The sequence below is a fragment of the Ornithinimicrobium sp. genome (genome assembly GCF_035267225.1).
Lineage (GTDB): Bacteria > Actinomycetota > Actinomycetes > Actinomycetales > Dermatophilaceae > Ornithinicoccus.
Map to the genome: position 1 here is coordinate 1 of NZ_DATFMA010000127.1, position 8,854 is coordinate 8,854.

The 8,854-nt window shown below is 71.2% G+C and carries 6 protein-coding genes and 1 pseudogene; all 7 read left to right on the plus strand.

Translation table 11 applies throughout. The features are described from left to right. The first annotated feature begins 119 nt into the window (after positions 1 to 119). Complete coding sequence (gene treY / locus VJ976_RS12610) at positions 120 to 2,624, plus strand: malto-oligosyltrehalose synthase (protein ID WP_324100577.1); 2,505 nt, start codon at positions 120 to 122, stop codon at positions 2,622 to 2,624. Continuing rightward, positions 2,621 to 4,429, plus strand: coding sequence for a malto-oligosyltrehalose trehalohydrolase (gene treZ / locus VJ976_RS12615; RefSeq protein ID WP_324100578.1), 1,809 nt, complete (start codon positions 2,621 to 2,623; stop codon positions 4,427 to 4,429). The genes treY and treZ overlap by 4 nt, the downstream gene beginning before the upstream one ends. Continuing rightward, positions 4,426 to 5,031, plus strand: a complete 606-nt coding sequence (locus tag VJ976_RS12620) for a hypothetical protein (protein ID WP_324100579.1) — start codon at positions 4,426 to 4,428, stop codon at positions 5,029 to 5,031. Before treZ ends, VJ976_RS12620 begins: the two co-directional genes overlap by 4 nt. Before the next feature lie 338 nt (positions 5,032 to 5,369). Beyond that, positions 5,370 to 6,485, plus strand: a complete 1,116-nt coding sequence (pstS, locus tag VJ976_RS12625) for a phosphate ABC transporter substrate-binding protein PstS (protein WP_324100580.1) — start codon at positions 5,370 to 5,372, stop codon at positions 6,483 to 6,485. Between the two features lie 90 nt (positions 6,486 to 6,575). After that, positions 6,576 to 7,571, plus strand: a complete 996-nt coding sequence (pstC, locus tag VJ976_RS12630) for a phosphate ABC transporter permease subunit PstC (protein ID WP_324100581.1) — start codon at positions 6,576 to 6,578, stop codon at positions 7,569 to 7,571. Next, positions 7,571 to 8,728 carry a phosphate ABC transporter permease PstA gene (gene pstA / locus VJ976_RS12635; RefSeq protein WP_324100582.1) on the plus strand — a complete coding sequence of 386 codons (1,158 nt, stop codon included), beginning with the start codon at positions 7,571 to 7,573 and terminating at the stop codon, positions 8,726 to 8,728. Before pstC ends, pstA begins: the two co-directional genes overlap by 1 nt. A 30-nt stretch (positions 8,729 to 8,758) precedes the next feature. Beyond that, positions 8,759 to 8,854: pseudogene (locus VJ976_RS12640) on the plus strand (phosphate ABC transporter ATP-binding protein); the annotation flags it as partial.

Sequence of the window (8,854 nt, forward strand, 5' to 3'; positions counted from 1 at the left end):
CGAGCCGTCGTCAAGGTCACCGACCGAGGATAGTTCGGAACGAGGCAAACCGAGGGCACAGGCACCGAAGAACCTGCTATCTCTATCCCTCGGCCCGGCAATGTAAGAGACTGACCGGCGTGACTACCGCCCCAACCGACCAGCGCCCCGTCACCGCCACGTACCGGCTGCAGCTGCACACGGGGTTCACGTTCGCCGACGCCGCCGAGATCGTGCCGTACCTGGCTGACCTCGGGGTCTCACACCTGTACCTGTCCCCGGTGCTCACCGCGATGCCCGGCTCGGAGCACGGGTACGACGTGGTCGACCACGGGGAGGTCAACCCGGAGCTCGGCGGCGAGAGTGGACTGCGAGCCCTGGCCGAGGAGGCGCACGCGGCCGGTCTGGGCCTCGTGGTCGACATCGTGCCCAACCACATGGCGCTCGCCGCCCCGCAGTGGCACAACAGGCCCGCGTGGACCGTGCTGGCCGAGGGCCGGCACAGCGCGACGGCGCACTGGTTCGACATCGACTGGGACGCCCTGGACGGTCGGGTCGGCCTGCCCGTGCTGGGCAACACCCTGAACCAGACGCTGGCCGCCGGAGAGCTCAGCCTCGACGTCGGCCGCGAGGACGAGGGCCCGGCCGCCGGACGCCCCGTCATCCGTTACTACGACCACGTCTTCCCGGTGGCCGCCGGGACCCTGCGCCTGGAGCAGAGCAGCGGCGAGGAGACCGACGGCCACGAGAGCGGTGACTCGCATCGGCAGGCCATCCTCGACGGCGCCGACGACGTCGCCCAGGTGGTCCAGCGGCAGCACTACCTGCTGTCCTCATGGCGGGAGGCGGACTCCTTCCTGAACTACCGCAGGTTCTTCGAGGTCGACACCCTCGTCGGGGTCCGGGTCGAGGAGCCGGACGTGTTCGAGGCCACGCACGCCACGGTCCTGGGCTTGAACCGGGAGGGCGTCATCGACGGCTTCCGGGTGGACCACCCGGACGGCCTGGCCGAACCGGCGGCGTACCTGCAGCGGCTGCGCGACGCGGCCGCGCCCGGCACTCCGGTCTGGGTGGAGAAGATCCTGGAGGACGACGAGCGCCTGCCCGAGGAATGGGCGTGCTCGGGCACCACCGGGTACGACGCCCTGGCGGCCCTGTCGCTGGCTCTCGTCGACCCGGACAGCGCCGCCGAGGTCAGCCGGGCCTGGGCCCGGGTCGGAGGGACACCCGACCTGGCCGACGTCATCGCAGCGTGCAAGCACGACACCGTCGAGGACCTGCTGGGCCCCGAGGTCGAGCGACTGGTGCGCCGGGCCCGCGAGGTGCTGCCCGACCGGGGGGCCGACCAGCTGCGCCCGGCCGTCCGCGAGCTGCTGACCTCGGTCCAGGTCTACCGCGCCTACGTCACGCCAGGGACGAAACCGGCCGAGTCGGCGCTGGAACGCCTGGAGTCCGCGGTGGCCCATGCGGGCGAGGCGGCCCCTGAGTACAAGGAGGTCATCGAGGCCCTGGGGGCGGTCCTCATCGACCCCGACGCCGGCACCGCCGACCCCGAGGCGGCTCGCGACCTCTGCGTGCGCTTCCAGCAGACGACCGGGCCGGTCATGGCCAAGAGCGTCGAAGACACGGCCTACTATCGCTGGCACCGCCTCACGGCGCTCAACGAGGTGGGGGTCAACCCCTCGCGCGGCGCCCACCCCGACCTGCGCGGGCTGCACGAGTGGGCGACGCACCAGCAGTCGACCTGGCCGGAAGGCATGACCACCGTGTCGACGCACGACACGAAGCGCTCCGAGGACGTGCGCGCTCGGCTCATCGCCCTGGCCGGCGACGACGAGGCCTGGCAGGAGTGCCGCAAGGCCGCCTACGAGCAGGCCCTCGAGCACGGCCTCGACGGCCCGGTGCCCCACCTCATCTGGCAGACCCTGGCCGGAGTCGGCCCGATCAGCGACCAGCGGCTCAGCGAGTACCTCACCAAGGCCGTGCGCGAGGCCAAGGTGCACACCGCCTGGGTAGACCCGCAGCAGGAGTACGAGGCGCGCGTCCTGGAGTGCGCCGAGCAGGCGCGCACCGGTGGCGACCTGCATGAGGCCATCGACCGCGCGGTGGAGCGCAGCCGGCACCAGATCGAGGCCACCGTGCTCGGCCAGAAGCTGCTGCAGCTCACCCTGCCCGGGATCCCGGACACCTACCAGGGCAGTGAGGTCGTCGACCTGTGCCTGGTCGACCCCGACAACCGGAGACCGGTGGACTACGCCCGCCGGCAGGAGGCGCTGGCCCGCATCGACTCCGGCGAGGACCCCGCGGACCTGGACACCATGAAGCTGCTCGTGACCGCCCGGACGCTCCGGCTGCGGCGCGCCCACCCCGAGGTCTTCGGGCCGCGCGGCACGTACCGTGCGCTGCACGCCGGCCCGCACCTGCTCGGGCACGTGCGCGCCGAGCGGGTCGCTGCGCTGGCCCTGCGCGCGCCGCACCGGGTGGACGGGGCGGGGCTGGCCGACGAACGGGTGGAGCTCGTGGCCGGTGCCTGGCGGGACGAGCTGACCGGCCGGCGCTTCGAGGTCAGCGAGGGGGGGCTGGTGCTCTCCCACGCCTTCATGGACGCGCCGGTGGCCCTGCTGGTGCGCCAGGACGCCGCATGAGCCTGCCCGACCGGTTCACCGTGTGGTCGCCGGGTGCCGAACGGGTCGACGTGCACGTCGGCACCGCCGACGTCGAGGTCGTCGCCATGGAGCGTGACGAGGACGGCTGGTGGTCGGCGCCGGTGCCGGCCCGGGTGGGCGGGGACGAGCCCGCCGACTCGGCGCTCGGCGCTCGCTACGCCTTCGCGGTGGACGGCGGTGATCCGTTCCCCGACCCGCGCTCGGTGCTGCAGCCCGACGGTGTGCACCAGCCCTCGCAGCTGGTCGACCTCCAGGCCCACGACTGGTCCGACGACGACTGGAGCGGGGTGGAGCTGAAAGGGAGCTGCCTGTACGAGATGCACGTGGGGACGTTCACCGACGAAGGCACCTTCGACGCCGCCACCACCCGGTTGGACCATCTGGTCGACCTCGGGGTCAGCACCATCGAGCTGCTGCCGGTGGCCGCCTTCCCGGGGGAGTACGGCTGGGGCTACGACGGCGTGAGCCCGTACGCGGTCCACGGGCCCTACGGTGGGCCGCTGGGGTTGCAGCGGTTCGTCGACGCCGCCCACGCGCGCGGCCTCGCGGTCTACCTCGACGTGGTGTACAACCACCTGGGTCCGAGCGGGAACTACCTGTCCCAGTTCGGGCCGTACTTCACCGACAAGCACCACACGCCCTGGGGCGAGGCGGTGAACCTCGACGCAGCCTCCAGCGACCAGGTGCGGGCGTACCTGCTGGACAACGTGCGGATGTGGCTGCTCGACTTCCACCTCGACGGGCTGCGCCTGGACGCGGTGCACGAGCTCCACGACGAGCGGGCGGTGCACATCCTGGAAGAGATGGCCGCGCTGGCCGACGCGATCACCGAGCAGACGGCAGTACCCCGCGTACTGGTGGCCGAGTCGGACCGCAACGACCCGGCCACCGTCGCCCCCCGCGCCGGCGGCGGAGTCGGCGGGCTGGGGCTGCACGGCCAGTGGGCGGACGACGTGCACCACAGCCTGCACGCGGCCCTGACCGGGGAGACCCAGGGCTACTACGCCGACTTCGTCGAGCCCGGCGTGCTGGTGAAGGTCCTCGGCCAGACCCCTTTCCTGCACGACGGGACCCTGTCCACCTTCCGCGGCCGGGTCCACGGGCGCCCGGTCGACCCCGAGGTCACCCCGGGCTGGCGGTTCGTGGCCTCCCTGCAGACCCACGACCAGGTCGGCAACCGGGCGGGCGGCGACCGGTTGTGCCACCTGACCAGCGACGGGATGTCGGCGATCGGGGCGGCGCTGCTGCTCACCTCCCCGTACACCCCCATGCTCTTCATGGGTGAGGAGTGGGCCGCCAGCACCCCGTGGCAGTACTTCACCCAGCACGAGGAGGAGTGGCTCGCCCAGTCCATCCGCGACGGGCGCAACGCCGAGTTCGCCTCCCACGGCTGGTCGGAGAGCGTCCCCGACCCGCAGGCCCAGCAGACGGTCGAGGACTCGCGCCTGGACTGGGCCGAGCGCTCGCAGGAGCGTCACGCCCGGATGCTCGACTGGTACCGGCTGCTGCTGCAGCTGCGGCGCAGCGTGCCCGACCTGCGGGACACCCCGCTGGGCCAGACCCAGGTCGACTTCGACTCCGACCGCGAGGTGTGGTGGGTCCGACGCGGCGATGTCACCGTGGTCGCCAACTTCGCCGAGGACGAGACGCGGGTGGCCCTACCCGACGGGCTCACCGGGACGCACCCGCTCGCGGCCTGGGACGGAGCGCGCGTCGACGGCGGCGAGGTGGTGCTGGACGGCCACGACGTCCTCGTGCTGGGCCCGGAGCAGGGCGAGGCGTGAGACACCACAAGCCGGCCCTGGTCGACCCCGCCACGCTCGACGCGCATCAGGGTGAGGACCCGTGGGACGTGGTCGAGGCCGCCCACCGCACCGCGGCCATCCTGGTCGGACGGGGGAGGTCGAGCGACGACCCCGAGGTCACCGCCCGCCTGGTCGATCTCGTGCCCGAGGTGGGCCTGGCCACCCTGGCCCAGATGTGGGCCGACCGCCCGGCACGTTCGCTGCCGGGCGCCCTGTGGCGGCTCTACCTGCTCGACGAGTGGGTGCAGCGCGCCCCGGTGGAGGTGGCCCACGCCTACACCGCGGGGGCCGCCCACGCCGACGTCTACCGGGTCATCGCCGGTCTGACCGAACCCCCTCGCCCCACGGACCTGCGCGAGCTCACCCAGGCCATCCTCAACGGTGTGTTCACCGGCGACCTCCGGGTGGCGTTGGAACGAGCCGCCGCCTTCGCCCACGTGACGGCGATCGGTCTCACCGACCCCGAGGCGGGGGTGGACGAGGTGCCGCCGGAGCGGGTGCGCCGAGCGGGCAGGATGCAGGAGATGGCCCGGGACCTGCACGTCTGCGCGGGCATGTGGGAGCGCGGCGACCTGGTCTAGCCGCCGGGCCGAGCGGAGTAAGAGTGTCGGGCTGGGAGCGCCTCTCGGCGCGGGGCCGCTCGTAGCGGCGAGTGATGGAGCCCGGGGCTTCCGCAGCCCGACACCTGCAGGAGTCTCTCACGGTTCGGGCCGGGAATGCAGACCGGGGCCACGATGGGCCCTGCCCCTGAGGTTCAGTGCGTGTTCACGCGTCGTTCATCGGCGCTGGCCTTGCGGGTCACGTGGGGTCCCTAGCGTGCCACTCGTTGGCAACGACGCCGGCTGCGCGCCGCGGGTCGTCGCCGCGGGCGCGTTTCACCGCTGGAAACCCGGCACGTCCCCCAAGAAAGAGGACCTCCGTGAAGCTTCACCGCTTGACCTCGACCGTCGCGCTGGTGGCGGCGGCATCGCTGACCCTGGCCGCTTGCGGCGACGACAACCCCACCGACTCGGGCTCCGGCGGCTCCGGCGGGAGCGAGGAGGGCTCCGGTGGCGAGCTCTCCGGCCAGCTCTCCGGATCCGGCGCGAGCTCGCAGAACTCCGCGATGACCACCTGGATCGCCGGGTACCAGAACGTGCAGCCCGACGTCACCGTGACCTACGACGCCATCGGCTCCGGCGGTGGCCGGGAGAACATGCTCTCCGGCGCCGTCGACTTCGCCGGGTCGGACGCCTACCTGGACGAGGACGAGCGCGAGCAGGTCACCGAGACCTGCGGCGACGGCGGGGCGATGAACCTTCCGATCTACATCTCCCCGGTGGCCATCCCGTACAACCTGCCCGGTGTGGACACGCTCAACCTCAAGCCGGACGTGCTGGCGCAGATCATGGACCAGCAGATCACCACCTGGGACGACGACGCGATCGCGGCGGACAACCCGGACGTGGACCTGCCCGACACGGACATCACCGTGGTGAACCGCTCGGACGAGTCGGGCACCACGGAGAACTTCATGGAGTACCTCACCGCCGCGGCCCCCGACTCCTGGGGCTACGAGCCGGCCGACGCCTGGCCGGTCAGCGGCGGCGAGGCCGCCGCCCAGACCACGGGCGTCATCGAGGTCGTGAACTCGACCGAGGGAGCGATCGGATACGCCGACGCCTCCGCCGTCGGTGACCTCGGGACGGCCGCGATCGGCGTCGGCGAGGAGTTCGTCGAGTACACGCCCGAGGGCGCCGCGAAGGTCGTGGACAACTCCGAGCCCGCGGACACCGGGGTGGAGGGCGACCTCGCTCTCGACATCGCCCGCGACACCACCGAGTCCGGTTCCTACCCCATCGTGCTGGTGAGCTACCACATCGTCTGTTCCTCCTACGATGACGCGGAGACCGCGGACAAGGTGACCGACTTCGTCACCTACGTGGCCTCGGAGGACGGACAGCAGGCCGCCGCCGACGCGGCCGGCTCGGCCCCGATCTCCGGCGACCTGCGCAGCAGGATCGACGAGTCGCTCTCGACGGTGCAGGGCGGCTGAGACCGCAGGCCCAGGGGCGGTGGTCGCCGGTGAGCGGTGACCACCGCCCGTCTGCAGGAGCGTCGCGAGCCGACCCCAGGAAGGAGCAGGATGAGCTCGAGTGACCAGCCCGGCGACGACGTGTCGCCTCGACCGGAGGGCCACGTGGCTACCCGGGAACGGCCCGAGGCCGAGCGACACTCCGGTAGCGCGAGGCGACTGGGCGACGTCCTCTTCGGAGGCACCGCCCTCGCCTCGGGGCTGCTGATCCTCGCCACGTTGGCCGGGGTGGCGATCTTCCTGTTCGCCGAGGCGCTTCCCGTATTCAGCGCCAACCCGGAGGAGATCACCGGGGACAACGGCTTCTTCGCCTACGTGTGGCCGCTGGTGATCGGCACCCTGATCGCCTCGCTCATCGCGCTGGTGGTCGCCACGCCCATCGCCGTGGGCATCGCCCTCTTCGTCTCGCACTACGCCAACCGGCGGATCGGAAACGTCATCGGCTTCGTCATCGACCTCCTGGCCGCCGTGCCCAGCGTCGTGTTCGGGATGTGGGGCTTGCAGGTCTTCGCCCCGGCGGTCGTGCCGTTGTACGGCTGGCTGCAGGACTACCTGAGCTGGATCCCGTTCTTCACCGACGCCTCGAGCACCGGCCGGACGCTGCTCACCGCCTCCCTGGTCCTCGCGGTGATGATCCTGCCGATCATCACCTCGGTCTCCCGGGAGGTCTTCCTGCAGACACCCACCCTGCACCAGGAGGCAGCGCTGGCCCTCGGAGCGACCAAGTGGGAGATGATCACCACCGCGGTGCTCCCCTTCGGCAAGCCCGGGGTCATCGGCGGCACCATGCTGGGGCTGGGTCGGGCGCTGGGGGAGACCATGGCCGTCACCATCATCCTGTCGCCGGGGGCCTTCAAGCTGAACCTCATCGGCACCGGCAACGCCACCATCCCCTCCGAGATCGCGCTCAACTTCCCCGAGGCGTCCGGGCTGCGGCTGTCCGAGCTCATCGCGGCCGGGCTGGTGCTGTTCGTGATCACCTTGGCCGTCAACCTGTTCGCGCGCTGGATCGTGGAGAAGCGCGCCGAGTTCTCCGGAGCGAACTGATGAGTACCTCGACGAAGCCCGCGCCCAGCGAGCAGGAGCCTCACCCGGGCCGGAACACCACGCGGCTGGATGAGTGGGAGGGCGTGACCAGCTCCCCGGTCCGCCCCGCCTCGAAACGACTCGTCTGGGCCTGTGCTGCCGCCGGCGTCGTGGTCGGCGCTGTGGTCTGGCTGGTCAGCAACCTGGGGTTGGGTGTCGTCGCCGGCTACCTCACCTACACCTCCAGCACGTACGTGATCTACCGCCGGGTGGCCGGACGGCGCGTCGGCCTGGACCAGCTGATGCGAGCGCTGGTCTACGGAGCGTTCGCCCTCGCGCTGCTCCCGCTGATCTCCGTGCTGTTGACCGTGCTGGTCAACGGCGTCGTCCGAGCGACGGACCCGGACTTCCTGCAGCAGACCATGAACGGCATCACCGGCCTGGCCGACCAGCAGTACGCGGCGGGCGAGGCTCCGTTCATCGGTGGCGTCTACCACGCCATTCTCGGCACCCTGATCATCACGGCGCTGGCCGCGCTGATCTCGGTGCCGATCGGCATGTTCGCCGCCATCTATCTGGTCGAGTACGCCGGGCTGGCCAGGTTGACCCGGCTGCTGCGGTTCTTCGTCGACGTGATGACCGGCATCCCCTCCATCGTGGCCGGCCTGTTTGCGTTCGCCCTGTTCGGGGCGATCTTCGGGGTCGGGACCAAGAACGCCATGGCGGGAGCGATCGCGCTGTCGGTGCTCATGATCCCGACCGTGGTGCGCAACAGCGAGGAGATGCTGCGGATCGTGCCGAACGAGCTGCGCGAGGCCTCTCTCGCGCTCGGTGTGCCCAAGTGGCGCACCATCTACAAGGTCGTCCTGCCGACCGCCGCGTCGGGTCTGGCCTCCGGGGTGACCCTGGCCATCGCCCGCGTCATCGGCGAGACCGCGCCCCTGCTCGTCGCCGTCGGCGGCTTCTACGCGCTCAACACCAACCCGCTCACGGGACCCATGCAGACGCTGGCCGTCTACGCCTACGAGATGTTCACCAAGCCGCTCAACCCGGGCGTGCGGGACCCCAGTCTCGAGCGTGCCTGGGCAGCAGCGTTGATCCTCGTGGTCATCGTCATCGCTCTCAACCTCACCGCCCGTCTCATCGCCAAGGTCTTCGCGCCCAAGACCAGCGGCTGAGACCACCCACCCCTGGAGAGACCCCACTTCATGTCCAAGCGGATCGACGTCAACGACCTGAACATCTACTACGGCTCCTTTCACGCTGTAGCCGATGTGACCATGCAGATCGAGGCCCGCTCGGTG

Bases quoted from the DNA above. Each gene is read 5' to 3' on its own strand.
- treZ (WP_324100578.1), top strand. From the start codon at position 2,621: ATGAGCCTGCCCGACCGGTTCACCGTGTGGTCGCCGGGTGCCGAACGG.
- pstC (WP_324100581.1), top strand. From the start codon at position 6,576: ATGAGCTCGAGTGACCAGCCCGGCGACGACGTGTCGCCTCGACCGGAG.
- pstA (WP_324100582.1), top strand. From the start codon at position 7,571: ATGAGTACCTCGACGAAGCCCGCGCCCAGCGAGCAGGAGCCTCACCCG.